This is a genomic window from Polaribacter dokdonensis (assembly GCF_024362345.1).
Classification (GTDB): domain Bacteria; phylum Bacteroidota; class Bacteroidia; order Flavobacteriales; family Flavobacteriaceae; genus Polaribacter; species Polaribacter dokdonensis.
In genome coordinates this window covers 2,126,148-2,152,967 of the sequence record NZ_CP101505.1, presented here as the reverse complement: position 1 = coordinate 2,152,967, position 26,820 = coordinate 2,126,148, and the positions used below count along the sequence as shown (strand labels likewise).

At 30.5% G+C, this 26,820-nt stretch carries 29 protein-coding genes and 1 tRNA gene; 15 read left to right on the top strand and 15 right to left on the bottom strand.

What is annotated here, in order from left to right; translation table 11 throughout:
* Positions 1 to 16: 16 nt before the first annotated feature.
* From LPB302_RS09550 to LPB302_RS09540, 3 genes are all read right to left on the bottom strand, one after another.
* Positions 17 to 88: transfer RNA gene (locus LPB302_RS09550), tRNA-Gly, on the bottom strand.
* A gap of 163 nt (positions 89 to 251) precedes the next feature.
* Entirely contained in the window at positions 252 to 1,787 is a 1,536-nt protein-coding gene (locus tag LPB302_RS09545) for a hypothetical protein (RefSeq protein WP_053973761.1), read from the bottom strand.
* 18 nt (positions 1,788 to 1,805) lie between these two features.
* Positions 1,806 to 4,619, bottom strand: coding sequence for a TonB-dependent receptor (locus LPB302_RS09540; protein WP_053973762.1), 2,814 nt, complete (start codon positions 4,617 to 4,619; stop codon positions 1,806 to 1,808).
* A 191-nt stretch (positions 4,620 to 4,810) separates the two neighbouring features.
* Between LPB302_RS09540 and LPB302_RS09535 the strand changes: the two genes are divergently transcribed.
* Both LPB302_RS09535 and serS read left to right on the top strand, forming a co-directional pair.
* Positions 4,811 to 5,743 carry a bifunctional riboflavin kinase/FAD synthetase gene (locus LPB302_RS09535; protein ID WP_053973763.1) on the top strand — a complete coding sequence of 311 codons (933 nt, stop codon included), beginning with the start codon at positions 4,811 to 4,813 and terminating at the stop codon, positions 5,741 to 5,743.
* Between the two features lie 60 nt (positions 5,744 to 5,803).
* Positions 5,804 to 7,078, top strand: coding sequence for a serine--tRNA ligase (gene serS, locus LPB302_RS09530; protein WP_053973764.1), 1,275 nt, complete (start codon positions 5,804 to 5,806; stop codon positions 7,076 to 7,078).
* Here serS and LPB302_RS09525 read toward each other — a convergent pair.
* Positions 7,071 to 7,214 (bottom strand): hypothetical protein, encoded by a 144-nt coding sequence (locus tag LPB302_RS09525; protein ID WP_015481535.1) that lies wholly within the window; start codon positions 7,212 to 7,214, stop codon positions 7,071 to 7,073. The genes serS and LPB302_RS09525 overlap by 8 nt on opposite strands.
* A 123-nt stretch (positions 7,215 to 7,337) precedes the next feature.
* Between LPB302_RS09525 and LPB302_RS09520 the strand changes: the two genes are divergently transcribed.
* The 4 genes from LPB302_RS09520 to mgtE are packed head-to-tail and all read left to right on the top strand — an operon-like array spanning position 7,338 to position 11,632.
* Positions 7,338 to 9,143, top strand: a complete 1,806-nt coding sequence (locus LPB302_RS09520) for a tetratricopeptide repeat protein (protein ID WP_053973765.1) — start codon at positions 7,338 to 7,340, stop codon at positions 9,141 to 9,143.
* 10 nt (positions 9,144 to 9,153) lie between these two features.
* On the top strand, positions 9,154 to 9,483 hold the full coding sequence (locus tag LPB302_RS09515; RefSeq protein WP_053973766.1) for a DUF4286 family protein: 330 nt from the start codon (positions 9,154 to 9,156) through the stop codon (positions 9,481 to 9,483).
* Positions 9,484 to 9,486: 3 nt separating this feature from the next.
* Complete coding sequence (gene rsmA, locus LPB302_RS09510) at positions 9,487 to 10,290, top strand: 16S rRNA (adenine(1518)-N(6)/adenine(1519)-N(6))-dimethyltransferase RsmA (protein ID WP_053973767.1); 804 nt, start codon at positions 9,487 to 9,489, stop codon at positions 10,288 to 10,290.
* Complete coding sequence (mgtE, locus tag LPB302_RS09505) at positions 10,280 to 11,632, top strand: magnesium transporter (RefSeq protein WP_053973768.1); 1,353 nt, start codon at positions 10,280 to 10,282, stop codon at positions 11,630 to 11,632. The genes rsmA and mgtE overlap by 11 nt, the downstream gene beginning before the upstream one ends.
* A gap of 127 nt (positions 11,633 to 11,759) precedes the next feature.
* Here mgtE and LPB302_RS09500 read toward each other — a convergent pair whose 3' ends face one another.
* The gene (locus tag LPB302_RS09500) at positions 11,760 to 12,293 is read right to left on the bottom strand and encodes an RNA methyltransferase (RefSeq protein ID WP_053973769.1); all 534 of its coding nucleotides are present in this window, start codon (positions 12,291 to 12,293) and stop codon (positions 11,760 to 11,762) included.
* Positions 12,294 to 12,417: 124 nt separating this feature from the next.
* Here LPB302_RS09500 and mutS point away from each other — a divergent pair, with 124 nt between their 5' ends.
* Positions 12,418 to 14,991, top strand: a complete 2,574-nt coding sequence (mutS, locus tag LPB302_RS09495) for a DNA mismatch repair protein MutS (RefSeq protein WP_422903161.1) — start codon at positions 12,418 to 12,420, stop codon at positions 14,989 to 14,991.
* Positions 14,992 to 15,124: 133 nt separating this feature from the next.
* Here the strand turns inward: mutS and LPB302_RS09490 are convergent, their stop codons facing one another.
* Positions 15,125 to 15,814, bottom strand: a complete 690-nt coding sequence (locus tag LPB302_RS09490; RefSeq protein WP_053973771.1) for a hypothetical protein — start codon at positions 15,812 to 15,814, stop codon at positions 15,125 to 15,127.
* Complete coding sequence (locus LPB302_RS09485; RefSeq protein WP_157593839.1) at positions 15,789 to 15,956, bottom strand: hypothetical protein; 168 nt, start codon at positions 15,954 to 15,956, stop codon at positions 15,789 to 15,791. Before LPB302_RS09485 ends, LPB302_RS09490 begins: the two co-directional genes overlap by 26 nt.
* Before the next feature lie 640 nt (positions 15,957 to 16,596).
* On the opposite strand from LPB302_RS09485, the gene LPB302_RS09480 reads away from it, so the two are divergent.
* On the top strand, positions 16,597 to 17,055 hold the full coding sequence (locus tag LPB302_RS09480; RefSeq protein ID WP_053973772.1) for an RNA methyltransferase: 459 nt from the start codon (positions 16,597 to 16,599) through the stop codon (positions 17,053 to 17,055).
* A 3-nt stretch (positions 17,056 to 17,058) separates the two neighbouring features.
* Here the strand turns inward: LPB302_RS09480 and LPB302_RS09475 are convergent, their stop codons facing one another.
* Both LPB302_RS09475 and LPB302_RS09470 read right to left on the bottom strand, forming a co-directional pair.
* Positions 17,059 to 17,331 carry a hypothetical protein gene (locus LPB302_RS09475; RefSeq protein ID WP_053973773.1) on the bottom strand — a complete coding sequence of 91 codons (273 nt, stop codon included), beginning with the start codon at positions 17,329 to 17,331 and terminating at the stop codon, positions 17,059 to 17,061.
* 45 nt (positions 17,332 to 17,376) lie between these two features.
* Complete coding sequence (locus LPB302_RS09470) at positions 17,377 to 17,874, bottom strand: thioredoxin domain-containing protein (RefSeq protein WP_053973774.1); 498 nt, start codon at positions 17,872 to 17,874, stop codon at positions 17,377 to 17,379.
* 238 nt (positions 17,875 to 18,112) lie between these two features.
* On the opposite strand from LPB302_RS09470, the gene LPB302_RS09465 reads away from it, so the two are divergent.
* Positions 18,113 to 18,397, top strand: coding sequence for a Sec-independent protein translocase subunit TatA/TatB (locus LPB302_RS09465; protein WP_053973775.1), 285 nt, complete (start codon positions 18,113 to 18,115; stop codon positions 18,395 to 18,397).
* Between the two features lie 7 nt (positions 18,398 to 18,404).
* Here LPB302_RS09465 and LPB302_RS09460 read toward each other — a convergent pair whose 3' ends face one another.
* From LPB302_RS09460 to LPB302_RS09445, 4 genes are all read right to left on the bottom strand, one after another.
* Positions 18,405 to 19,049 (bottom strand): O-methyltransferase, encoded by a 645-nt coding sequence (locus LPB302_RS09460; RefSeq protein WP_053973776.1) that lies wholly within the window; start codon positions 19,047 to 19,049, stop codon positions 18,405 to 18,407.
* 102 nt (positions 19,050 to 19,151) lie between these two features.
* Positions 19,152 to 19,415, bottom strand: coding sequence for a hypothetical protein (locus LPB302_RS09455; protein ID WP_053973777.1), 264 nt, complete (start codon positions 19,413 to 19,415; stop codon positions 19,152 to 19,154).
* A 3-nt stretch (positions 19,416 to 19,418) separates the two neighbouring features.
* Complete coding sequence (locus LPB302_RS09450) at positions 19,419 to 19,985, bottom strand: sigma-70 family RNA polymerase sigma factor (RefSeq protein ID WP_053973778.1); 567 nt, start codon at positions 19,983 to 19,985, stop codon at positions 19,419 to 19,421.
* A 30-nt stretch (positions 19,986 to 20,015) separates the two neighbouring features.
* Entirely contained in the window at positions 20,016 to 20,495 is a 480-nt protein-coding gene (locus LPB302_RS09445) for a nuclear transport factor 2 family protein (RefSeq protein ID WP_053975304.1), read from the bottom strand.
* Between the two features lie 122 nt (positions 20,496 to 20,617).
* On the opposite strand from LPB302_RS09445, the gene panB reads away from it, so the two are divergent.
* Genes panB through LPB302_RS09415 form a run of 6 tightly spaced genes read left to right on the top strand, consistent with a single transcriptional unit; the run spans position 20,618 to position 23,893 of the window.
* A complete protein-coding gene (gene panB / locus LPB302_RS09440; RefSeq protein ID WP_015481520.1) occupies positions 20,618 to 21,436 on the top strand; it encodes a 3-methyl-2-oxobutanoate hydroxymethyltransferase in 819 nt (272 codons plus the stop codon).
* Positions 21,417 to 21,656 carry a hypothetical protein gene (locus tag LPB302_RS09435; RefSeq protein ID WP_053973779.1) on the top strand — a complete coding sequence of 80 codons (240 nt, stop codon included), beginning with the start codon at positions 21,417 to 21,419 and terminating at the stop codon, positions 21,654 to 21,656. Before panB ends, LPB302_RS09435 begins: the two co-directional genes overlap by 20 nt.
* Positions 21,657 to 21,660: 4 nt before the next feature.
* Positions 21,661 to 22,599 (top strand): 2-hydroxyacid dehydrogenase, encoded by a 939-nt coding sequence (locus tag LPB302_RS09430; RefSeq protein ID WP_053973780.1) that lies wholly within the window; start codon positions 21,661 to 21,663, stop codon positions 22,597 to 22,599.
* Positions 22,600 to 22,631: 32 nt separating this feature from the next.
* Positions 22,632 to 23,090, top strand: coding sequence for a DUF1801 domain-containing protein (locus LPB302_RS09425; RefSeq protein ID WP_053973781.1), 459 nt, complete (start codon positions 22,632 to 22,634; stop codon positions 23,088 to 23,090).
* A gap of 2 nt (positions 23,091 to 23,092) precedes the next feature.
* Entirely contained in the window at positions 23,093 to 23,479 is a 387-nt protein-coding gene (locus LPB302_RS09420; protein ID WP_053973782.1) for a VOC family protein, read from the top strand.
* A 15-nt stretch (positions 23,480 to 23,494) separates the two neighbouring features.
* Positions 23,495 to 23,893, top strand: coding sequence for a DoxX family membrane protein (locus LPB302_RS09415; RefSeq protein WP_053973783.1), 399 nt, complete (start codon positions 23,495 to 23,497; stop codon positions 23,891 to 23,893).
* Between the two features lie 140 nt (positions 23,894 to 24,033).
* On the opposite strand, the gene LPB302_RS09410 is transcribed toward LPB302_RS09415, so the two are convergent.
* A complete protein-coding gene (locus LPB302_RS09410) occupies positions 24,034 to 24,894 on the bottom strand; it encodes a class I SAM-dependent methyltransferase (protein WP_053973784.1) in 861 nt (286 codons plus the stop codon).
* Positions 24,895 to 24,941: 47 nt separating this feature from the next.
* Positions 24,942 to 26,819, bottom strand: coding sequence for a tRNA uridine-5-carboxymethylaminomethyl(34) synthesis enzyme MnmG (mnmG, locus tag LPB302_RS09405; protein WP_053973785.1), 1,878 nt, complete (start codon positions 26,817 to 26,819; stop codon positions 24,942 to 24,944).
* Position 26,820: the final 1 nt, after the last annotated feature.

Here is a 26,820-nt window from a genome sequence, read left to right as displayed (position 1 = left end):
ATTTTATATGGTTTAGAGCGAAAGACGGGATTTGAACCCGCGACCCTCACCTTGGCAAGGTGATGCTCTACCCCTGAGCTACTTTCGCAGTCTTATTTTTAATGAACATCCTCTAAAATATTATTAGAGAGGTGCAAATATAATAAGTTTTATGAACCCTGCAAATACTTTTTTTAAAATAAATTAAAGAAAATAACAAAGGGGCTGAAACACAACGTTTTCAACCCCCTAATATTTTTAAAAATAGTATACTATCTAAGTACTGGCGAATAATTTGTAGGATAATCTCCAGCAACCGCTAACCCTCCAGTAGCTGAAGTAAAGTTAGTACCAAACTCTGCATCCATAGCAGCCATAATTTTATTAGCCATTAAAGCATAACCTCTAGCTGTTAAATGCACACCATCTAAACTAACTAAACCTCCTGTAACTAAACTAGTATTTAATGTATAATTATCAAACATAATTCCAGTTGAAGCCTCAGCCAAAACTGCTTTAAAATCTACTAAAGCAATATTTGCGTTAGCTGCAGCTGTTGCTTCTATTGTTGCATTGTAAGCATCTGTAGCAGTTTTAATAGCTAGTTGCTCTTCTGGTGTAACTACCCATTTATCATCTAATGGAACTCCAACACCATTTACAGATAAAGGATTATTAGGATCTGCAAGTGTACCTATAAAAGCTGAACCTGGTAAAACTAATAAATCATCAGCAGTAGCCTGTCTATACTGAGGTATTCCTGCAAAAGCTGGATTAATTGCACCTAAATCTGTCAAATCTTCATCAACGATTACTACTGCATTTTGACCCGCTGAAAATGAGATAGTTCTTTTTGCTATTTCAGCATCTGCTTGATCTTGTGTAAATACACCTAACTGAACTAGCACTCCAAAGGCTTGTTGAATACCACCATTATAAGCAGCATATCCTCCATTAACAGCAGCAGCTGTGCCAGCATCTAAAGGAATTGGATTATAAGGTACAGTAGTAAAATGTGATAAATCTGTAATATATGGTACGTTTGCCACAACTCCTTTTGCTCCTCCAGATGTTAAAGTGGAAACCATTGTTGTAAATACTTGTGCAAACACATTAGGATCTGTAATATCTGAACCTCCATATGTGGTTGGATCAAAATTTCCAGTTTGATCAACTCCTGAACCTCCAGATGTTGCATAACCTAAAACATCATTACCGCCAATTTCTGATAATGTAAAAAACGTTGGTGATTGAGCCATTGCATCTCCTAATACTGTTGCAGTAGCACTTGATGCCATTCTTGCATAGTATGGATTAGCTAAACCTAGTGGTACACCCTGAACATTTCCATATCCTGAAGCCACAAAGTGAAAACTTTTTGCACCTGGAATACCATAGTTGTTTAAATTTCCTGCTACAGAAGTAGTTACTTCTGTGGTAGGCGTTGCTGGCAGAGCAGCTGGCCCTGCTCCATTAAAAAACAATCTTGGTCCTTGTATTACATTACCTGCAAACAATAATCCACCAATATTATCACTCATTAAAGGTTGAGCAAAATTTGCACCAAATTTACCAGCTAATATATTTGGAAAAGAATTTTCCTGTGCTGCAATAAATAACGCATTATCTGTAAAACCTGCTGTAAAAGAAGCTCCTACAGAAACATAAGAAGAAAAATCTAATCCATTTGTATTCAATTCTACCTGTTCTACAGGTTCAGCTTGAATCTCATCTAATTCATTATTTACATCACAAGAAATAAGCCCTAATGACAGTAAAAAAAGTGATATATATTTATAATTTTTCATAAAATATTTTAATTATTATTAGTTATTTATTGTCCATGATAGGTAGTACTGAGAACCTATTGCACCAACTCCTGGCGCACTTAAATACTCTTGTCCTGTTAAGTTAGCACCACCTAATTTGAATACAGATTTAATACTAGGTATTGAATAATTGATTTGTGCATCTAAAACTGTTCTTCCTTCAATTGTAGCATCCATAAAAGTAGACTCCCATAAATACTCATCTTGCCATCTTAAGTTAATGTTGAATCCGAAGTTTTCAAATAAGTCTGGTTTTCCAAATTGTAGTTTTACTTTGTGCTCTGGTGTATTAAAACTTGGTTCGAAATCTGGATCTGAAGCTCTATCAAAATCAAACTTTGCATAAGTATAGTTTAATCCTAAATCAAATCCATTAAGAATTTTTGTATTTAAACCTATAGATGCTCCATAAGAATTAATATCTGCAGCAGAATTAGTATACGTTTGAAATACTGTAAAATCTCCATTTTGTAATGCAGCTAATGATAATGAGTTATCACCTACAGTTCCATAAAAAGGAGTAATTACGTTTTTACCAGCAATAAAATCTTCATAGCTGTTATAATATGCACTTAAATCTACTGTTATTCTTTGTGATCCTGCATTTACTAAGCCTCTATAACCAACTTCATAAGCAGTTACTTTTTCTGGTGCAACTAAAGGTACGTTTGCAGCAACTGGTGCTCCTGCAGTAACAGATGATGCTGCAAATGAGTTTTCATAAGCTGCTCTACCTGAAACTGTTGTTGTAGCTGTGCCTAAAATACCTTGTCCAAATCCACTAACTAATAATGGCTGAGTTTGGTATCTATCTAAATTGTCTGGTGCAGAACCTACTAAGTATGCTCTACCTGCATTTAAACCAATGTATTGATCTTGTGTTGTTGGGTTTCTAAAACCTGTTTGAAAAGAGGCTCTAAAGTTTTGGTTTTTATTTTCACCTCCTGCATATGCCAAAGAAACTCTTGGAGAAAAGTTTCCATCAAAATTTTGAGCTTTATCATAACGAATAGAAGCTGTGAATTTTAAACGATCATCTTCTAAAAATTTCTTTTGCATTTGTGTATAAACACCATATTCATCATAATCAATTGGCCCATCATAATCAGTAAAAATGCTTCCATTAGAATTTAATGAATATCTTCTGTAAGAACCACCTACTTGAAATTCTGCCCAATCAATAACGTCTTGGAAGTTATAGTTAACATCTCCATGATATAATTTTGTTTGATCTTGGAACTTAGATCCAGTTACTAAATCTGGGTCTGAAGTTACTCTATCAAAAGCTGCTTGGAACTCTGGAGTTCCTGGCTCAAATCTTCCTGTTTCTGCAGTTTGTCTTGCAATAGCATGTGCTTGGTCTGAGTTTAAACCACCTAAAGTACCTTGTAAGTATGCACCTACATACTCTCCAAACCAGGTGTTGTCATCTTTCCAAGCTCTGTTGATGTTAATTGCAGCAAAACGAGTATCGTAAGAATTACCTGCATCTTCGTTAGTTACATAACCTCTTACAAAGAAGTTTTTACCTCTAAATTCTAATTTGTGTTGTGCTAAGTAAAAATCTTGAATGTTATATCTGTTTGTACCTTGATAAATAGTATTACCAACTCCAAACTTTGAGTTCCAAATAATTTCTAAACGATCATCACCAAAAGGTCTGTAGTTTAAAGAACCACCAAACTTTACACTTTTAGCTTCATAACTCATTAAGTCTCTTTCTTCATAACCTGTTCTACTAATGTTTTCACTAGGAATTAATGCAGAAGCTCCATTAGGTATAATGCCTAAACTTTCTAAAGTTTGAGCTACACCTCTTATGTTTGTTGAAACCTCATCACCATAAATGTTTAAACCATCATAGTTTCTATCTGTTTCTCTTGTTCCTGCAATATAATCTCCCTCTAAAGAAGTACCTTCTCTGTTGTTTCTATAATCAGTAGCAAACCATTCTGTACCATCTAAATAAGCTAAAGTGGCTTTTGCAGCAAATTTATCTGAAAATGCGTAAGCCATTCTAATGTTCATATCATAAAACTCATTGTTACCTGCTGCTTCTTGACTTGTAATACCTCCTTTAACAGAAACGCTAATTCCTTGATCGTCAAAAGGACTTTTACTTGTCATAAACATAATACCATTAAAAGCGTTAGCTCCATATAATGCAGACGATGCTCCAGGTAATAACTCTACTGTTTTAACATCTAGTTCAGACATACCAAGTAAGTTACCAATAGCAAAGTTTAAAGCTGGAGATGAGTTGTCCATACCATCAACTAACTGCATAAAACGTGTATTTGCAAATGTTGCAAAACCACGTGTGTTTACAGACTTAAATGTTAAACTGTTGGTATTAATATCTACACCTTTTAAATTTTCTAAACCATCATAAAATGAAGGAGCAGAAGTATTCTTTATGGCTCTAGTATCCATTCTTTCTACTGTAACTGGAGACTCCATAATACGTTCTGGAGTTCTAGAGGCAGATACTACAATTTCATCTAAAGAAGTTTCATTTTCTGTAAGTGAAACAGCAACTTCTTGATTGTTTTTAGTTATTTCTACCTTTTCTGTTTTAAACCCTAACATTGATATTTCTAATGTAAAAGGAGGCACATCTGTTGTTGTTAAAACAAATTTCCCATCAAAATCGGTATTTGTACCAACTGCTTTTCTTGAAATTTTAATGTTTGCACCAGGAAGTGTTTCACCTGTTTTAGCATCTTTAACTACACCAGTAATAGTGGTTTGTGCACCCATTGATAAACTAGCAAAAGCTATAAATACCAAGAGTAAAGTCTTTTTTATCATAATTTGAATTGTTTGTTAACTTATACGCAAAATACAATTTTTTTTGAATTTCAGAATAATTGATTATAAAATTTATCATTTTAACAATTATCCCTTAGTTTAATTAGTATATAATTAGTCTAAAATCATAACCTAAAAATCTTTTTTTAATTTCTAGATATTGTACATTTGTAGTGTAAAACAGTATTTTCTTGAAAATTTTTCAAAAAACTTCTAGCTTTTCTTCAGAAGAGAAAACTTTTGTAACAATTGGTACTTTTGATGGTGTTCATTTTGGGCATCAAAAAATTATCGAAAAACTAGTTTCTGAAGCTAAAAAATCCAAAAAAAAATCGGTTTTACTTACGTTTTTTCCTCATCCAAGGATGGTTTTACAGAAAGATGTTTCTATAGAATTGATAAATACAATCGAAGAAAGAGCAAAATTATTAGAAAAAACAGGTTTAGATTATCTTATTATTCATCCTTTTAGTAGAGAGTTTTCTAGAACAACAGCACTAGAATTTGTAAGAGATATTTTAGTAAATCAGTTAAATATTTCTAAGTTGATTATTGGGTATGACCATCATTTTGGTAAAAACAGAGAAGGTAACATAACTCAATTAACAGAGTACAGCCATTTATACGATTTTAAAGTAGAAGAAATACCTGCACAAGATATAGATGATGTTTCTGTAAGCTCTACCAAAATTAGACTTGCTTTACATTCAGGAAACCTAAAAACAGCAAATAATTATTTAGGATATAACTTTATGCTAAATGGTAATGTTGTAAATGGAAAAAAGTTAGGGGGTAAAATTGGCTATCCAACAGCCAACATAGATGTTAAAGAAAGTTACAAATTAATACCAAAAACTGGTGTTTACGTAGTAAAATCTTTAATAGCTGAAGAAATAGTATTTGGAATGATGAATATAGGAAACAGACCTACTATAAATGGAAATCATCAAACTATAGAGGTACATTTTTTTGATTTTAACAAAAATCTATATCACCAAAATTTAACCATAGAACTACTTTATTTTTTAAGAGATGAACAGAAGTTTGATTCTTTAGAATTACTTATTGATCAACTTAAAAAAGACGAATTAATTGCTAGAGATTACATTAAAAACAATCTCTAAAAGTAGATTGCCAAAGTCTTAATCTTCATGTATATTTGCGGCTTATAAAACATCGAAAAAATGTTACAAGTACAGTTTATTAGAGAAAACAAAACCAAAGTTTTAGAAGGTTTAGCAAAACGTAATTTTGCTGATGCTGAAACAATTATTGAACAAGTTTTAACTGCAGATGAAAACAGAAGAGCAACTCAGGTTACTCTTGATAATACATTAGCAGAATCTAATAAACTATCCAAAGAAATTGGAAATTTATATAAAAGTGGAAAAGCACAAGAAGCGAATGTTTTAAAAGAAAAAACTGGGCAGTTAAAAGAAAGTTCTAAAGAACTATCTGAAAAACTATCTCAATTTTCTGATGAATTAGATCAACTTTTATATCAAATACCAAATGTGCCTCATGCTTCTGTAAAAGCAGGAACTTCTGAAGAAGATAATGAGAATATTTTTAGTGAAGGTTCTATACCAAATTTAGGAGATAATGCACTTCCTCATTGGGAGCTAGCAAAAAAATACGACATTATCGATTTTGAATTGGGCACAAAAATTTCTGGTGCTGGTTTTCCTGTATACAAAGGAAAAGGTGCAAGATTACAACGTGCTTTAATCAATTATTTTTTAGATAAAAATACTGCTGCTGGTTATACAGAAGTACAAGTACCACATTTGGTAAATACTGCATCTGCAACTGCAACTGGGCAATTGCCAGATAAAGATGGGCAAATGTATCATTCTACTGTAGATGATTTGTATTTAATTCCTACTGCAGAAGTGCCAATTACTAATATTTTTCGTGGAGATTTAGTACAAGAATCAGATTTTCCTATCACCTTAACTGGCTACACACCTTGTTTTAGACGAGAAGCTGGAAGTTATGGTGCTCATGTTCGTGGTTTAAACAGATTACATCAGTTTGATAAAGTAGAAATTGTAAGAGTAGAACATCCAGAGAATTCTTACAAAGCTTTAGATGGTATGGTTGAACATATTAAAGATATTTTAAGAGAACTTAAATTACCTTATAGAATTTTACGTTTGTGTGGTGGAGATACAGGTTTTACTTCTGCATTAACGTTCGATTTTGAATTGTTTTCTACTGCTCAAGACAGGTGGTTAGAAATTAGTTCTGCATCTAACTTCGAAACGTTTCAAGCTAATAGATTAAAACTACGTTTTAAAAATAAGGAAGGTAAAAGCGAATTAGCACACACGTTAAATGGAAGCTCTTTGGCTTTACCACGTGTTTTGGCTGGTATTTTAGAGAATTATCAAACAGAAGATGGAATTCAAGTTCCGGAAGTCTTGATTCCTTATACTGGTTTTGATATGATTAATTAGCAGTAATTGCTACCATTAATCTTTTGTATTTATTCATCTCTAAAAGCGAGTTTAAATAAGCACTTATTTGTCCGTTTTTCATAAACTCTATTGAGCTAGATTTTGCGTTTTCGTATTTGTTAGTTAGATCTTTCATAATCTTAATAGTTTAGTTATTTATCATATAGACAACTTTCGTGCCAAAATGTTACAAACAATTCATCTAAATAAGGTTTGTTTAATAAAAAATTAACATTTATGTTGATTATCTTTGAAAAGTATGAAACAATTTTTCCTAGCTTTTTTTCTGTTTACTAGCTGTTTATCTTTCGCTCAAAGTGAAGATCAGAATAGTTTTTATTTAGCAGAAACCTACTACAGACAAGGAGAATATGAAAAAGCAACTCAAATTTTTGAAAAGCTTTATCAGAAAAGTTCATTCAATACTACTTATTTAACACGCTTAATTTCTTGTTACCAAGAAACAGATAAATTTAGTACTGCAGAAAATCTATTAAAAAATAGAATCAAGAAAAATACAACACATAATTATTTGTATGTTTTGTTAGGCTATAATTACCAAAGGCAGCAATTAAAAGAATTGGCTCAGGTTAATTATGACAAAGCCATAAACTCACTAGAAGAATTTGCCAATTATGGAGGAATTATTGGTAGACTTTTTAAAGATTATAATCTCTTAGATTATGCAATTTTAGCTTATGAAAAAGCGATGCAAAAAAACCCCAATGTAAACTACAATTTTCAAATTGCACAGATTTATGGAGAAAAAGGGGAGTATCAAAAAATGTTTGAATCGTATATAAATTTACTAGATAAAAATGATTCATATTTAGATTTAGTTCAAAGATATGCAAGCAGATACATTACAGATGATGCTGAAAATGAAACTAACATTGTTTTTAGAAAGACTCTTTTAAGAAAGGCTGCAAGTAATCCTAAGAACGAATGGAATATACTTTTAAGCTGGCTATTTGCACAACAAAAAGATTACAACAAAGCGTTTATTCAAGAAAAAGCATTGTATCAAAGAAATAATGGTGATTTAGCAGAAATCTTCAATTTAGGTAAAATTGCATTCGATAACGCAGATTATGGAGCTGCAAGCCAATGTTTTCAATTTGTTAATGAAAATGCATTTTTAGAAGAAGAGAAGATTGATGCCAATGTTTACATCGCAAAAATTGCTGTAGCAACCAAAAGCTCAGAAACCGAAAACTTATTTCAACAATTATTTACTGAATTTGGTAAAAATCAACAAACAATTGACCTGCAAGTAACCTATGCAGACTATTTAACCTTTAGTAAAAACGAACCTCTACAAGCTACAAAAGTTTTAGAAGAAGCATTAACCTATGCCAACTCTAAATTCGAAAAAGGAAACATCAAATTAAAATTAGGTGATGTATTAGTTTTTAGGGGTAAATTCAACAAAGCATTAATTTACTTTTCTCAAATTCAAACACAATTAAAAGGGTCTGAATTAGCACAAGAAGCACGTTTTAAAGTAGCACAAACTAGTTATTTTAAAGGAGATTTTACTTGGGCAAAAGCACAATTAAAAGTATTAAAAAGCTCTACAACACAACTTATAGCTAATGATGCTGTAGATTTGTTTTTAAGAATAACAGATAATGAACCTGTAGATTCTATTCCATCTGGTTTAAAGCAACTAGCGCAAGCAGAATTGTTATCCTATCAAAATAAAAACAAAGAAGGTTTAGAGGTAATAGAGAATTTATTTGCATCTAAAGATTTATTTGCAAATGGTTTAGTGCCTGGAGAAGTAATTTATGATGATGCTCTTTTTCTACAGGCCAAATTGCGAATTAAAGAAGGCCAATATTTAGAATCAATTTCGAGTTTAGAAAAAATTATTGCAGCAGACAATCAAGGCTTTTTAGTAGACGATATTTACTTTTTAATGGCAGAAACCTACAATTATCAGTTAAATGATGTAGAAAAAGCCAAAGAGTTCTATCAAAAAATTATCTTTGACCATCCTTCTAGTATTTATTTAGTAGAAGCTAGAAAAAAATTCAGAAAATTAAGAGGAGATAACCTTTAAAAAAAATAAAATGTACATATACAACGTAACTATAAATGTAGATGATGCTGTTCATGAAGAATGGTTAACTTGGATGGAAACTCACATTTTAGATGTCTTAAATACAGGTAAATTTATATCTGCAAAATTTACGCAGATTATGGTAGAAGAACAAATGGGTGGTAAATCTTATTCAGTGCAATATACTGCAGAAACTAAAGACGATTTAGAAGATTATTACTCAGAAGATGCAGAAGCTTTGCGTATAGAAACTATGCAAAAATTTGGCGATAAAATATTAGCATTTAGAACCGAATTAAAATTGATAAAAGAATTCTACCCAACAGCAATGAGCAACTAAAATATGTCTGTAAAAGCAAAAAAACACTTAGGCCAACATTTCTTAACAGATGAAAGTATTGCAAAAAATATTGCAGATGCTTTAACCGAAAATGGGTACAATCATGTATTAGAAATTGGGCCAGGAATGGGTGTTTTAACCAAATACTTATTACAGAAAAAACCTAAAACCACAGTTTTAGAATTAGACAGAGAATCTGTAGCGTATTTAAAAGATGTGTTTCCAATAGAGCATCTAAATTTAAATACCACTTCAGATAAATTTAATATCATAGAAGGCGATTTTTTAAAGAAAGATTTACAAACTCTTTTTAATAAAGAACAAGTAGCTATTATTGGTAATTTTCCTTACAATATCTCTACCCAAATTGTTTTTAAAGCAATTGAAAACAGAGACTTTGTACCAGAATTTGCAGGAATGTTTCAAAAAGAGGTTGCCAAAAGAATTGCAGAAAAAGAAGGTTCTAAAGTTTACGGAATTCTATCTGTGTTAACTCAGGCTTTTTATGATGTAGAATATTTATTTACAGTACCACCAACTGTTTTTAATCCTCCACCAAAAGTAGATTCTGGAGTAATTAGACTTATTAGAAAAGAAGATTACAGTTTACCTGTAGATGAAAAACTATTTTTTAGAGTAGTAAAAACGGCATTCAATCAGCGAAGAAAAATGCTAAGATCTAGTTTAAAAACCTTTAAACTTTCGGATTCTTTAAAAGAAGACCCTATATTTGCGAGAAGACCAGAACAATTGTCTGTTCAAGAATTTATTTCACTCACGCAAAAAATAGCAAATAATGCCATTTGATATTTCAGACGACTTCTTAGATAACCTATCAGAATTAATAGCATTAGATAAATCTAAAGAAATTACTGCTTTATTTGCTGAGGTTCACTTTGCAGATATTGCTGAGGTTTTAGATGAAGTAAATTTTGATGAGGCTATTTACATCATTAAACTTTTAGATAGCGAAAAAACTTCAGAAATTCTTACTGAATTAGATGAAGACATTCGTGAAAAAATACTTCAAAATTTATCTGCCCAAGAAATTGCAGATGAAGTAGGAGAGATGGACTCAGATGATGCTGCAGATATTATTGGTGAGTTATCTGTTGAGCGTCAAAATAGGGTAATTAATGCCTTAGAAGATGATGAGCTAGCAGCAGACATTAAAGAACTTTTATCTTACGAAGAAAACACTGCAGGTGCTTTAATGGCCAAAGAATTGGTAAAAGTTTACGAAACTTGGACAGTTGCAGGTTGCATGCGTAGAATTCGTGGTCAAGCCAAAGAAGTAACAAGAGTACACTCTATTTATGTAGTAGATAAAGAAGAAAAACTCGTTGGTAGACTTTCTTTAAAAGACCTAATTATTGCAAAATCAGACCAGAAAATTGCTGAAATTTCTAAACACAAAGTAGATGCAGTAAACGTATCTGAAGATGATGAAGAAATTGCAAAAATTATGGCAAAATACGATTTAGAAGCCATACCTGTTGTAGATGATAATAATGTGCTTTTGGGTAGAATTACTATTGATGATATTGTAGATGTAATTAGAGACGAAGCAGATAAAGATTACCAAATGGCTGCAGGTTTCTCTCAAGATGTAGAAGTTAATGACAGCATTTGGGAAATAACAAAAGCACGTTTACCTTGGTTAATTTTGGCACTTTTTGGTGGCTTTATTTCAGTGTCTGTTTTAGGTAGTTTTGATAGTGCTATGGATCAATATCCAGAACTTTTCTTTTTTACACCACTAATTGCAGCAATGGCTGGTAATGTTGGTGTACAATCTTCTGCAATTATAGTACAAGGTTTAGCTAATGATAGCCTTAAAGGATCGCTTTTTAAACGTCTTTTAAAAGAAATTTTACAAGGGTTATTAAATGGTTTTGTGTTGGCTGCTCTTTTAATGTCTGCAGGAATGTTATTTCTTGGTTTTCCTTTAAATTTAGGAATTACAGTAGCAGCTTCTCTTATTTCAGTAATAGTTATTGCCTCAATTATTGGTACATTTATTCCCATTATTTTAGCAAAAAGAGGTGTAGATCCTGCATTAGCAACTGGCCCATTTATTACAACAAGTAACGATATTTTGGGTATTCTTATTTACTTTACAATTGCTCAACTTGTTTTAGGTTTTTAATTTTATTAGAAGCTATTTCCAACTTTCATTACTCGCTTTTTTGTAAAAACAAAAAGAGCTCAAACACGCCATTCAATCTGGGCTAAACTTGTTTGCCAATTTCAATTCTTAAGCCAAGAAATATTGCTTATAAACTTCTAATTTTTGTAAATAAATCCCAAATAACAACACCTGTAGTTACAGAAATATTTAGAGAGTGTTTGGTGCCCAATTGTGGAATTTCAATACAAAAATCACTAGCATTTATTACCTCTTGCTGCACACCTTTTACCTCATTACCCATCACAATTGCATACTTTTCATCATTTTTTGGCAAAAACGTATCTAGTTTTGTAGAGTTTTCAGCTTGCTCTATAGAAAGTACCTTTACATTATCTGCCTTTAATTTTTTGATAATATCTAAAGTCTCTTCTACATATTCCCAATCTACAGATTCTGTTGCTCCTAAAGCAGTTTTATGAATGTCTTTATTTGGTGGAGTTGCAGAAATACCACATAAATAAATTTTTTCTATCAAAAAAGCATCACTAGTTCTAAAAACAGAGCCAATATTATTTAAGCTTCGCACATTATCTAAAACCACAATGATAGGTGTTTTTTCAACTGCTTTAAATTCATCAACCGAAATTCTACCTAATTCGTTATTTTTTAATTTCCTCATATCTTGTGAATAAGTTCAAAGCAAACTGCTACTGTAAACTGCCTACTAATTTTTACCTTCGCAAAACTAATTGAAAATTTCCAAAAACTTGGCAAAATCAAAAGCGAAAAAGGTTACGCCTTTAATGAAACAATACAATACCATCAAGACTAAATATCCTGATGCTATGTTGCTTTTTCGTGTTGGAGATTTCTATGAAACCTTTGGTGAAGATGCTAAAAAAGCAGCGCAAGTTTTAGGCATTACATTAACTAAAAGAGGTGCAGGTTCAGATTCTGAAACAGCTTTAGCTGGTTTTCCTCATCATTCTTTAAATACGTATTTACCAAAGTTGGTAAAAGCAGGTATGCGTGTTGCCATTTGTGATCAATTAGAAGACCCAAAAATGACCAAAACCATTGTAAAACGTGGTGTTACAGAATTGGTTACTCCTGGAGTTTCTTTAAATGATGAAGTTTTACAAAGCAAAAGCAACAACTTTTTAGCGGCTGTACATTTTGATAAAAAACAATTAGGAATTTCCTTTTTAGACGTTTCTACTGGTGAGTATTTGGTTGCACAAGGAACTGCAGAATATATTGACAAATTGTTGCAGAACTTTAATCCAAGCGAAGTTTTGGTACAAAAACAAAACAAGCAACAATTTTTAGAGCTTTTTGAAAACAGATACTACACATTTTACCTAGATGATTGGGTGTATCAAAAAGAATACGCCAACGAAACTTTACAAAATCATTTTGATGTAAAAACACTTAAAGGTTTTGGCGTTCAAGATTTAAAAAATGGAATTATTGCAGCTGGTGCAGTGTTATATTATTTGTCAGAAACACAACACAATCAGTTAAAACACATTCAAAATATCAGCAGAATTGCAGAAGACAATTATGTTTGGATGGATCGTTTTACAGTTCGTAATTTAGAATTATACAACCCAAATTCTTTAAATGCAGTTACGCTTTTAGATGTAATCGATAAAACCATTTCACCTATGGGTGGACGATTGTTAAAACGCTGGCTGGCTTTACCTTTAAAAAATATTGATGAAATTAAAAATCGTCATGAACTCGTAAAGTTTTTTATAGATTCAGATGAGTTTTCTAAAAATGTAACCTATCAACTAAAACAAATTTCAGATTTAGAAAGACTCATTTCTAAAGTGGCTACAGGCAAAGCTTCACCTAGAGAAATAGTACTGTTAAAAGACTCTTTAAAAGCAATTTTACCGATAAAAATTGAAGCTGAAAAGAGTAAAAATAAAGCAGTTAAGAATTTAGGAAAACAGCTACACACTTGTGAAGATTTAATCACTAAAATTTCTGAAACTTTGTTTGATGATGCTCCTGTAAACATCAATAAAGGGAATGCAATTGCAAATAATGTGCTTCAAGAATTAGACGATTTACGTGCAATTTCTTCATCAGGAAAACAGTTTTTAGATGATATGTTAGCTCGCGAAACTGAAGCTACAGGAATTACAAGTTTAAAAATTGCTTTCAACAATGTTTTTGGTTATTACATAGAGGTTAGAAATACGCATAAAGATAAAGTTCCTGAACAATGGATTAGAAAACAGACGTTAGTTTCTGCTGAAAGATACATTACTGAAGAACTTAAAGAATACGAAACCAAAATTTTAGGTGCTGAAGAAAAGATTGCAAAATTCGAGCAAGAAATTTTCTCTAAGTTATTGCAATACATCATTCAGTTTGTAGATATTGTGCAAGAAAATGCACAGATTATTGCAAAAATAGATTGTTTGTTATCCTTTTCTGTTTTGGCTGTAGATAATAATTACGTGCGTCCAATTATAGATGAAAGTACAGATTTAGAGATTAAAAACGGTAGGCATCCTGTTATTGAAAAACAGTTACCAATAGATCAAACCTATATTGCCAATGATGTTGTTTTAAACAGAAATCAGCAACAAATTATTATGATTACTGGGCCAAATATGTCTGGTAAATCAGCCATTTTAAGACAAACTGCTTTAATTGTTTTATTAGCACAAATGGGTTGTTATGTGCCTGCTCAAAATGCAAAAATCGGAATTGTAGATAAAATTTTTACAAGAGTTGGTGCTAGTGATAATATTTCTATGGGCGAATCTACTTTTATGGTAGAAATGAACGAAACTGCATCTATCTTAAATAACGTTTCTGAGCGCAGTTTAATTTTATTAGATGAAATTGGTAGAGGAACTTCTACTTATGATGGTATTTCTATTGCTTGGGCCATTTCTGAGTTCTTGCACGAACATCCATCAAGAGCAAAAACATTATTTGCCACACATTATCACGAATTAAATGAAATGACCACCACTTTTGAACGCATTAAAAACTTTAATGTGTCTGTAAAAGAGTTGGAAGACAATATTATTTTCTTGCGTAAATTAGTTTCTGGTGGTTCTAATCACAGTTTTGGTATTCACGTTGCCAAATTAGCAGGAATGCCAAATATGGTGATTCATAGAGCGAATAAAATACTAGCTCAATTAGAAAAAAATAATAAAAACGATGAAGTAAAAGAGGTGTTAAAACAAACGCAACATGAAGAAATGCAACTCAGCTTTTTTCAGTTAGATGATCCTTTATTAGAAAATTTAAGAGACGAAATTTTATCTACAAACATTGATACATTAACACCTATTGAAGCTTTAATGAAGCTGAATGAAATTAAGCGAATGTTAGTTAAAAAGTAATATATGTGTATATGAAATGTAGCAGAATAAAAAAGCTATTATTCTAGGTTAAGAAATAGAGATAGCAGAAAAGCACAAATTTTGAATTTTGCACTTAACTGCTATTTTTTATATACGTGGTTGTGGTTTGTATTTATTTGGATTGTCTGATTAACTTTATAACTCGATTTTCTTTTTTAATTTTTATGAAATCTTCAGCATGTTCAATTATTTTATATTTTATAATTTGATTTTTGATTGCTTTAGGATGACCAAATTGTTCCACAGATTTATTCATAAAAACATCAATATTGTAATTAGAATCTCCGTCTAAATACATAACTTGTTTTGCCAGAAACATTTCCTTTACATAAAGTTTAATTTTGTCTTTATGTCTTTGTTTTTTTAATTTTAATGATGCTGTTCCTTTTTTATTTGACTGTGTAGCACTATAGGTAGGAAATGAATACACCATTATGTTAGATAGGGGTTCTTTGTTAAGGTTATAAATTTTTAAATTTATTTTTATTGAATCATTTGAGTTATAAAATTTTTTTGTTTTAAAATAACTTTCTTTATTCAATTTTGTTAAATCATAATTAAGAATCAAGCTGTCATTTTTTATTTGATAATGACCTTTACCAAATTCAATCTCTCCTAAGTCTGCACCTGCATGATATTCAAATATTCCATTTTTATTAAAGTCAAAGTAGTTGTAATGCTCTTGGTTTAACATTAAACTACTGTATTTTCCATCAATTTCTTGTTGGCAGTAAAGTTTAAATGATAAACAAAAAAAGCTTAATGTTAATAAAAGTTTAATCACATTTTGTTCCTTTAGCATCTTTATTTCCTTTATTTTCATTAAACATTAAATCAGCTATAGCTTGCCTATCGCTTGCATTGGGAACTAACTCTTTAAAAGTATCTATCTCCGTGACAATTTTACCACTTGGGTCAACTTGAAACATCCCTCCATAAGCCAATGATTTAGCTGGTTATAACTATCATTATTTTCTTTTTCACAGCTAACTACAATAATCAATAAAAAAATTAATAATATTGATTTTTTAAGGTAGTTATTTTTTTTTAATTTCATTTGCTCTTCGATTAATTATACTTACTCTTTCGATTTTCAGAATGTAAACTCGTCTTAAATATTTTTAATGTCTTTTTATAGCTTTCACATATTTTGACAGAAGATGGTAAGTCTCTATTTATTTTAACCTGTATTAATATATTTCAGAATTAGCAGTAAAAAATAATTTTAACCACAATTTTTAGTTCACTAATTTTTCGGGGGATATTGGAGGAGAATTATTAGTTTCTTTAGTTATTTTAAAACGAAAAAATGTTTAAAAGTTATAGGTTTAAAACTAACAACACAAAAACGTGAATTAAAAGAATATGAGTCAATCCCCATTTATGGGGAAATTTATTTCTCCTCATAAATGGGGAGAGGCCTCCCCAAAAAAGGGAGATTAATTTTATATATGTTTGATAATATCTACTTTAAATTATACCTATAACCTTAAAATAATTGACTAATTTTAACATTATTAAAAACATGCGACTATTATATTATTCAAAGTATGCTTATTCTAAAACAATTGTAAATTAAAGAAAATGGTAAACAATTTAGAACAAGGCTTCTTTGGTATTGGAATTCAAAATGGAAAAACACCTGAAAACTTAGGCGTTCTTTGGAGATCTGCCCAAAATATGGGTGCAAGTTTTATTTTTACCATTGGTAATAGATATGCAAAACAAGCTTGTGATACGCATAAAGCAACTGGTGCAATGCCTTATTTCCATTATGAAAACTTCGATGATTTCTTTAATAATTTACCAAAAGGAGCCATGTTAGTTGGTGTGGAATTAGATGAAAAATCTGTTCAATTAGAAACATTTAAACATCCAAAACGTTGTGTGTATTTACTTGGTGCAGAAGATCATGGGTTATCTAAATTAGCAATTGAAAAATCGCATCATTTGGTAAAATTTAAATCTGAATTAAGCTTAAATGTTTCTGTAGCTGGTAGTATTGTAATGTATGATAGACAAGCAAAATTAAATTTCCAATAGCATTTAATCTAAAAGACTCTTCTTATAAACTCTAGCATAAACGAAAGGAAAGATTATTACTAGAAAAGAAACAATATCAAAAAATAAATTTTTAGGTAGAAAGTAGTTCAGCACTAAATAAGCACCTGAAATACCACAAACCAACGTAAGTTTTTTGTTTTGAGAATAACTAAATGCTGCTAATATCAACATTAAAAGCCCAACAATGGTATAAATTTCTTTTACGCTTAAATCTATCATTGCTGTAAATATAAAAAAAATAAAACCTAAAAGCATATAGCTTTTAGGTTTTAGATTCTAGGGGTTAGGGGTAATATACTGTTAGATAGACCTCTTTAATCTAAGTAATTTATTCGTTGAGTTTAAATAACTGTTGTAAATAGACTCATACTGAATTAACTCATTAAAAGTGTAAGGAGCTACTTCTGCATTACCAATTATTAAATCGCCATTTTTAATCAATGAACTTTTAAAATTAGTAGATGCACTATGATCTTTTAACTCAATTGCACCTTCAAACTTTTTAATTTGAACGTTCTCATCAGCTAATAAGGCTTTTCTACCTGAAACTTTATCTAAAATATAAACCTTAGCATTTACATTATTTGCACCACGAATCTTTTTTACAAGATCAGTTTCTACATAAAACATAAAATCAGAAGTAGGCCTACACTCAAACTGTTGTTTGGATAAGGTTTCAATTACGTTAATATTATCTAAATTAAGGCTTAGTTTTTCTGAAGACATTTCTGCTTTACTAAAAGCAAATATACCAACAAGCAATACAGCTAGCGCTGCAACTTTTCTTAGGGGTTTCATCTTAAGGGGTTTAAGGGTTAAAGCAACAAAGTTAAATAATAATTTTGATAAAAACGGAACGAACATTAGAAAAATATTCCATTTTGGAAAAATAAATTTACAAACCATTGATTTACAGGTTTTTAATTATACAAAGTTTTGCAATTATTTAACAATCAGAATATTAAATAAGCGTTAAAAACTAAAATTTTGGCTTGCATAACAAATTATTTATTAGAATTAACTTTATCTTTGCACTATGTTAAGCACACATTTTCTGTTTATTGGTACTCCAGAAGTTTTTGTAATTATGTTAATTGTAGTTATGGTCTTTGGTGCAGATAAAATTCCTGAAATCGCAAGAGGTTTAGGTAAGGGAATTCGTCAAGTTAAAGATGCTACTAATGACATTAAAAAAGAAATTAACGAAAGTGCTAAATTAAATGATTTAGACTTAGATGTTACCAAAGACATTACTAAAGAAGTTAATGGGGTTAAGGATAAGTTAGATGACTTTACTGGCCCAATTAAAAGAAATAGATAATATTTATCTACTTTTTTACTCTACTTATCGTTAATCCATCTCTAATAGGTAGCAGCACTGTTTCTATTCTATTATCTGTATTTAATAATTTATTATAAGCCAACAATTCTTTGGTGTCATTATCTTTAGGATCTAGTTTTTCTATGACTTTTCCACTCCAAAGTACATTATCAGATAAAATAATGCCTCCTGGTTTCATTTTATCGATTATCAAATGAAAGTAATTGGAGTAGTTAGATTTATCTGCATCAATAAAAACCAAATCGAACTTTTCTTCAATGGTTGGTATAATATCTAAGGCATTACCAACTTTTTGTACAATCTGATTTCTATAACCTGATTTTTCGAAATATTTATTTTGAAGTGTTTCTAGTTCTTCATTTTTATCTAAAGTGATTATTGTGCCTTCTTTTTGTAAACCTTCTGCCAAACACAAAGCAGAATAACCTGTATATGTTCCTATCTCTAAAATATGTTTTGGGTTTATTAATTTTGATAAAATAGACAGTAACCTTCCTTGATAAGCACCACTTAACATTCTAGGATTCAATACCTTTTGCCAAGTTTCTCTACTTAATTCTTTTAGAATTTTTGGTTCTTGTTGCGAATGTTCTACAACATAATCATCTAATTTTTCTGGTAGGAAATGCATGCTTAAATTTTTATCAAAAATAAAAAAACGGACTTTATATTTCTATAAAAAATCCGTTTCTATTTAATCCTTAAAAATTACAGTTTAAAAACTGTATTTAGTTTAGGCCTTAACCTCTTTCAATTTTTGTTTTAAAACCTCTTTTTCTTCCGAAGTTAAACAATGATGAATCTTCTTACAATCCTCTGCTTTTTTCTTATAAAAAACACTTAACAATAGGTTTTGTTTTGTGTAAAGTTTACAAATTTCACAGCGCAAAAAATGAAGATTTAATTTTATCTTTTCTAAAATTGTAGCCTCCCCATATTGATTTTTGTCACAAATTTTTGTGGCTTCATCACAAGTTATATTTAATCTTTTAAACATCTCTTAATTATTAAACCAGTTATCTTCCATACATTTCCTTAATTGCGTTCTAGCTCTATGGATAATTACCCATAAATTGGACGCAGTTATCTCTAACTCCTTACAGATTTCTTCTGTTTCGAATTCTTGTATTGTTTTCATTCTAAATACCATAGCATATTTCTCTGGTAAATTATCAATACAAACGTCTATTTGGCTTTTAAGTTCTTCGTTTTCAATAGCTTTTTCTGAAGCATTATTCCAATCTTGAGGTACTCTCTCTTCTAACCAATTACCTTCATTTTCACCATCATTGTAAAAATTCATTCTAACTTCTGCCTGACCTTTTTTAGAATTTATTTTTCTATAGTGGTCTATTACTTTTCGTTTTAAAATAGATACCAGCCAAGTTCTTTCTGATGCTTTACCTTGAAAGTTCTTTGCAGATTTTAACCCTGCAAAAAAGGTGTCTTGCACTAAGTCTTTTGCTAAATCGCTATTGTTTACGCGAACTACAGCATAGTTAAATAGATAGTCTGCATATTCATCTATCCATTTGTTAGGGTTTAAAGTATTTTGATTTTGTAACATTCTTAGTTTCAGGAAAAAATCAAATATAACTTATTTTTTTTCTTTTAGAGCTTGGCAGTTATCTCTTCTTCTCATATCTACCAAATAAATAATTTTCCAATTGTTACCATCTTTAAAAAGTTGAAAAGAATTTGCTCCACAATGACTAAAGTTATTATTAAAGTAAAACTCATAAGGAGTCCAAACTGAGGCTATATTTTCATCAATTTTAATAGTGTAAGAGAGTAATTTTTCTAAATATACATGTTCTGGATTTTTATTGGCAATAGCCGTAAGCAATTTTGCTCTAGAATCTGTTTGTAACAAACCATTAGGACCTCTCATGCTAGAAGTAGTCTGAATTTTAATGTCTTTATGCAGGGTAGAAGCCATTAAAGTACTATCTCCTTTGTGTAATCCTTCAAAGAACGTTTCAATTACTTTTTTAACATCATTTTCGGCTGATTTATCTTGAGCATGAAATGATAATGAGAATACCAAAACAATAATAAATACAATAATTTTTTGCATATCAATAAATTTAGAATCGTTAAATCTAACCAAAAAAAGCATATCAATAAAATTATAGAAAGTATTAAGGGCCTAAAAATCTGCGATTATTTCTTACTTTTACCCTCGTCAAAAAACATATTATGTCTGTAGCAAAAAAACAGTACAAAAGAGTTACTGTAAAATCTTTAGTAGAAATGAAAGCCAATGGAGAGAAAATCTCTATGTTAACTGCATATGATTATACCATGGCTAAAATATTAGATAATGCTGGTGTAGATGTTTTACTTGTTGGTGATTCTGCTTCTAATGTTATGGCTGGTCATGAGACTACTTTACCAATTACTTTAGATCAAATGATATATCATGCAAGCTCTGTAGTTAGAGCAATTGAAAGATCTTTAGTAGTTGTAGATTTGCCATTTGGTAGTTATCAATCTGACCCTAAAGAAGCTTTGCGTTCTGCAATTCGAATTATGAAAGAGAGTGGTGGTCACTCTATAAAATTAGAAGGTGGTAAAGAAATTAAAGAATCTATAAAACGAATTTTAAATGCTGGAATACCTGTAATGGGTCACTTAGGTTTAACTCCACAATCTATTTATAAATTTGGTACATACACTGTTAGAGCCAAAGAAGAAGAAGAAGCCGAAAAGTTAATGGAAGATGCTCTAATGTTAGAGAGAATTGGCTGTTTTGCTTTAGTTTTAGAAAAAGTACCAGCAAAATTAGCTCAAAAAGTAGCAGAAGCAATTTCTATACCTGTAATAGGTATTGGAGCAGGAAATGGTGTTGATGGTCAAGTTTTAGTTACTCATGATATGGTTGGTATGACACACGAATTCAACCCAAGGTTTTTACGTAGATATTTAGATTTATATAAAGAAATGACAGGTGCATTTCAACAATATATAGCTGATGTAAAAAGTAAAGATTTCCCAAATGAAGAAGAACAATATTAAACTTATTTTAAAGTGTATTTCTTACATTTCTTTAATTGCTTTTGGAATTCTCTATCTTTTAGATACATTTTTTGATGTTCAGTTTTCTGACAATAGTAGCATAAGGCAAGCTTTTGTTGTAGTTTATTTAATTACCAGTTTATATTATTATAAAATGGATTTGAAAGATAAAAATGAACGAATAAAAGAACTAGAGCACAGGTTAAACAACAAAAAATAACCTTATGAAAATTCTACACTTAGATAGTAATCACCCATTACTTATCAATCAATTAAATGATTTAGGTTTTATAAATGATGAAGATTATACTTCATCAAAAAGTGAAGTAGAGGCTAAAATTCAAAATTATGATGGTTTTATCATCAGAAGTCGTTTTAAGATTGATAAAACGTTTTTAAACAAATGCACAAAACTAAAGTTTATAGGTAGAGTAGGAGCTGGTTTAGAGAATATAGATTGTGATTATGCAGAAAGTAAAAGAATAAAACTAATTGCAGCTCCAGAAGGTAATAGAAATGCAGTTGGTGAACACTCTTTAGCTATGTTACTTTCTTTATTTAATAAATTAAACAAAGCTGATAACGAAGTTAGGCAAGGAAAATGGTTGCGTGAAGACAATAGAGGTTTAGAGTTAGATGGTAAAACTGTAGGCCTAATTGGCTATGGAAATATGGGTAAATCTTTTGCCAAAAAACTAAGAGGTTTTGATGTAGAAGTACTTTGTTATGATATTAAACCCAATGTTGGTGATGACAATTGCACCCAGGTTTCCTTACAAGAATTACAAAATAAAAGTGATGTTCTAAGCTTACATACACCACAAACTCAGCTTACCAAAAACATGATAAACAAAGAATTTATTAATAATTTTAAGAAAGATTTCTGGTTAATAAATACTGCACGTGGAACATCTGTAGTTACCAAAGACTTAGTTACTGCCTTAAAATGTGGTAAAGTTTTAGGTGCTGGATTAGATGTTTTAGAATACGAAAAATCATCTTTCGAAAACCTATTTTCTAACAACAACATGCCAGAAGCTTTTAACTATTTGATTCAAGCAGAAAATGTAATTTTATCTCCACATGTTGCTGGTTGGACCATTGAAAGCAAGCAAAAATTGGCACAAACTATAGTAAATAAAATAAAAAATAATTTTTGCTAACTTAAGCCATTCATCAACCAAAAATTTAGAGCATGACTTACGAAGCAAATTCGCCTGAAGAATACATAGCCCAAATACCTCAAGAAAGACAACAAGTATTTCAAAAATTAGCAAAAACTATTGCTGATAATTTACCTACAGGTTTTGAAGAAGGTATGCTCTATAAAATGATTGGATTTTATGTTCCATTAACCACATATCCAGATGGTTATCATTGTCAGCCAAATACTCCTTTACCATTCATAAACATTGCATCTCAAAAAAACTCTATAAATCTTTATCATTCAGGTATTTATGCTAAAAAAGAGCTATTAGATTGGTTTGTGTCAGAATATCCTAAACATTGTAAACGCAAATTAGATATGGGCAAAAGTTGTATTCGATTTAAAAAAATTGAAGAAATTCCCTTTGATTTAATTGCAGAACTTTGCACAAAAATGGATGTTAAAGAATGGATAGCGATTTACGAAAACAACATTAAAAAGAAATAGAAATGAAGAAAAGAGTAACAGGAATTGGAGGTCTATTTTTTAAAAGCGAAGATCCAAAAGCGTCAAAAGATTGGTATCAGAAACATTTAGGTTTCAATACTGATGATTATGGATCTACCTTTTGGTGGAAAGACAAACAAGGAAATGATTGTTCTACTCAATGGAGCCCTTTTGCAGAAAAAAGCAAATATTTTGAACCTTCTAAAAAAGACTTTATGTTTAATTATAGAGTTGAAAATTTAGTAGAACTTTTAAAAGAGTTAAAAAAAGAAGGAGTTACTATTGTAGGTGAAATGCAAGAATTTGAATATGGAAAATTTGGTTGGATTTTAGATAACGAAGGCAATAAAATTGAACTTTGGGAACCTATAGATGCAGCTTTTAAATAATTAAAAAACAAATACATGAACTTTTTATCAAACTATCCAACAGAAGTATTAGTCCTATTATTTTTAACAGTAACTTTTTTACAATCAGGAATAGACAAATTATTAGATTGGAATGGAAATGTTTCTTTTATAAAAGATCATTTCAAAAATTCTCCTTTAAGAAATAGCGTTCCATTATTATTAGCTATTATTTTAGTGTTAGAAATAATTGCTGGTTTATTGATGGCTTTTGGCGTTTATCAATTGTATACATCAGGTGCAAAAGAAATTGCTTTATTAGGAACAGAGCTTTGTGCAGTAGTTTTAATTTTCTTATTGATAGGGCAACGTTTAGCAAAAGATTATGCAGGAGCAATGAGCTTAGCTGTATATTTTATTGTAACCCTTTTAGGTGTATACTTGCTAAATAGCTAAAAATTATAATAAAATTTTTTACTATAAACAACAACTATATAAAAACCTCTTAAAACATGCGTTTTAAGAGGTTTTTATATTTTTAAAGTGTATATTCCTTTAATTACTAATAAAGATTAAAATAAGACCGCTTAAAACAATTATTTACCTTCTTTGATAATATAAATTAGAGAAGAATACTCACCAGTCTTATTTGCTTTCTTATTTGAGAGAAATCCTCTATAAAAAGCTGAAGCAGGTTTCATTTTTCCATGCTTGTACTTTTCACTTAATAATGAAACATAATAAGAATCAAATTTCATAGGTAGTGTTTTCTCTACAATCATATTTTCTGTTTGAAATAATTTTCCGATTGTTGTTTGAGAGAAATGCCACAAATGTCTTGGAACATCAAAAGCAGCCCAAATATCTTTATAATAATTTGCATCATAACTTTTAAAATTTGGAACAGCTACAATTAATCTTCCATTGCTTTTTAATAAACCTTTTAAAGATTTTATATAGTCTTGCAAATTTTCTACATGTTCTAAAACATGCCAAAGTGTAATTACATCAAATGTTTTCGTAGTTAATTTTAATAAATCTTCTTGTAATAAAACACCTTTTTGCTCTGCAATATTTCTTGCATCTAAATTAGGCTCAGTTCCTAAAACTTCCCAAGAATTATTCTTACAAACTTTTAAAAAATCACCTGTACCTGCACCAACATCTAAAATGGTTTTTGTTGTTGTATTGAAAGAATTAATCAACTTTAACTTTCTTTTTAAAGTGATGTTTTTTACAGATTGATATACTTTATCAAACAACGAATCTTTTGCATCTGTATGTGAAATATAATTTTCGCTTTTGTAATAATCTCCCAAGTTTTTTGGAACAGGAGTTGTTACAAGCATCTCAAATTCTTTGTTAAATTGAACTTGATAAACTTCACCTGAAACAGTATAATCTTTACATTCTAAATAAGGCTGTAAGTTTTTATAAAAGTCGATTTTGTTTGACATAAAAATTGGATTGTTCCTCGTGGAACATTATACTATTTTGAAGTAAATCACCTACCCATATACACCAATAAAACAGAAATATCGCTTGGTGAAACTCCACTTATTCTACTTGCTTGAGAAATAGACCTTGGTTGAATTTTAGTTAACTTTTCACGCGCTTCAAAAGATAAAGATTGTAACTTTTGATAATTAAATGAAGCAGGAATTTTCACGTTTTCTAACCTATTTAATTTATCTGCATTATTCTTTTCTTTGTTGATATAACCAGAATATTTTAAATGAATTTCAGCTTGCTCTATGATCTCTTTATCAATATCATTTTCAATTAAAAATGTATTTAATTTTTCTACCGTTTTAAAATCAGAAAAATCTAATTGTGGTCTAGCAGCAATCTTAAACAACTTCATAGATTGATTAATTAAAGCCAAATTTTTACGTTCCAAAATAGGATTAATCTCTTCTTTCTTAACACTAGTTTTTTCTAAAAACTGAATTAATAAATCTGTTTTACGTTGCTTTTCTAAAACTCGATCCATCCTTTCTTGAGAAGCTAAACCAAGTTCAAAACCTTTAGGTGTTAATCTCAAATCTGCATTATCTTGTCTTAATAAAGTTCTATACTCTGCTCTAGATGTAAACATTCTATAAGGCTCTTCAGTACCTTTTGTAATTAAATCATCTATTAAAACAGCAATATACGCCTCATCTCTTTTTAAAGTAAAAGGTTCTTTACCTTGTACTTTTAAAGCTGCATTTACTCCAGCCATTAAACCTTGAGCTGCTGCTTCTTCATAACCAGTAGTTCCATTTATTTGACCCGCAAAAAACAAGTTCTCTATCAACTTAGTTTCTAAAGAATGCTTTAATTGTGTTGGCTGAAAAAAATCATATTCTATTGCATAACCATATCTTAAAAACTTTACATTTTCAAAACCTGCTACTGCACGAATTGCTTTATCTTGAACATCTTCTGGTAGGGAAGTAGAAAAACCATTTACATACATTTCTATTGTAGACCAACCTTCTGGTTCTACAAAAATTTGATGCCTCTCTTTAGTTGCAAAACGATCTACTTTATCCTCTACTGAAGGACAATATCTAGGACCTGAAGATTGTATTCTACCATTAAACATTGGTGATCTATCAAAACCCTCTCTAAGCAAATTATGTACTTCTGGATTGGTATACGTTAACCAACAAGAACGTTGATTTTTTAAAGCACTAGTGGTGGGTAAATACGAAAACTTTTCAGTGATTTCGTCTCCTGGCTGTTCTGTCATTTTAGAATAATCTAAAGACCTACCATCAACTCTTGGTGGCGTTCCAGTTTTCATTCTACCAGCTTCAAACCCTTTAGCAACTAAATCTTCTGTAATACCTTTTGAAGCACCTTCACCAGCTCTACCTCCACCAAAACTTTTATCACCAATATGGATTAATCCATTTAAAAAAGTACCTGCTGTAATAATAACTGTTTTTGCATTTATTTCTAAACCTAATGCTGTTTTAACCCCTACAATTTTATCGCCATCAAACACTAAACCATTTACAGAATCTTGATAAAAATCTACATTTTCGGTTTGCTCTAACATTGTTCTCCAACATTCAGCAAACTGCATTCTATCCGATTGTGCTCTTGGACTCCACATTGCAGGCCCTTTAGATTTGTTAAGCATTTTAAACTGTATAGCAGTTTTATCTGTTACAATTCCACTATAACCACCTAACGCATCAATCTCTCTAATTATTTGACCTTTTGCAATACCACCCATTGCAGGGTTACAACTCATTTGCGCTATATTTTGCAAATTCATTGTAATTAATAAAGTGTGTGCGCCCATATTTGCAGCTGCAGCTGCAGCCTCACTACCTGCATGTCCTCCACCTACTACAATAACGTCATATGTTCTTGAAAATAAACTCATT